The sequence below is a fragment of the Sphingomonas mali NBRC 15500 genome (assembly GCF_001598415.1).
Lineage (GTDB): Bacteria > Pseudomonadota > Alphaproteobacteria > Sphingomonadales > Sphingomonadaceae > Sphingomonas > Sphingomonas mali.
The window spans coordinates 1-590 of record NZ_BCYX01000107.1 but is presented as its reverse complement, the minus strand read 5'-3'; the positions used below and the strand labels follow the sequence as shown (position 1 = coordinate 590).

Annotated in this window: 1 protein-coding gene; it reads right to left on the bottom strand. The window is 63.1% G+C overall.

Translation table 11 applies throughout. The features are described from left to right. On the bottom strand, positions 1-590 hold a 590-nt coding region (locus tag SMA01S_RS23990; RefSeq protein WP_174543184.1), incomplete at both ends, for an adenosylhomocysteinase.

The window sequence follows — 590 nt, the reverse complement described above, 5'->3', positions numbered from 1 at the left end:
CGGTGCAGAAGATGTCGGCGCGGGTCACCGCTTCCTCCATCGTGACGACCTCATAACCTTCCATCGCCGCCTGCAGCGCGCAGATCGGATCGATCTCGGTCACCAGCACGCGCGCGCCGCCATTGCGCAGCGACGCGGCCGAGCCCTTGCCGACGTCACCGAAGCCGGCGACGCAAGCGACCTTGCCGGCGAGCATCACGTCGGTGCCGCGACGGATCGCGTCGACGAGCGATTCCTTGCAGCCATAGAGGTTATCGAACTTCGACTTGGTCACGCTGTCATTGACGTTGATCGCCGGGAACGGCAGTTCGCCCTTCTTGGCGATCGCGTACAGGCGGTGGACGCCGGTAGTGGTCTCTTCCGACACGCCCTTGATGTTCTTGACCGTCTCGGTGAGGTAGCCGGGTTTGCGCTTGATGAATTCCTTCACCGCGCGCTGCATCTCGATCTCTTCCTCATTCTCGGGCTCGGCGAACGACTGGCCGGCCTCGAGCTTGGCGCCCCACAAAGCGAACATCGTCGCGTCGCCGCCATCGTCGAGGATCATGTTGCAGGTCTCGTCGCCCCAATCGAAGATCGAGCCGACATAA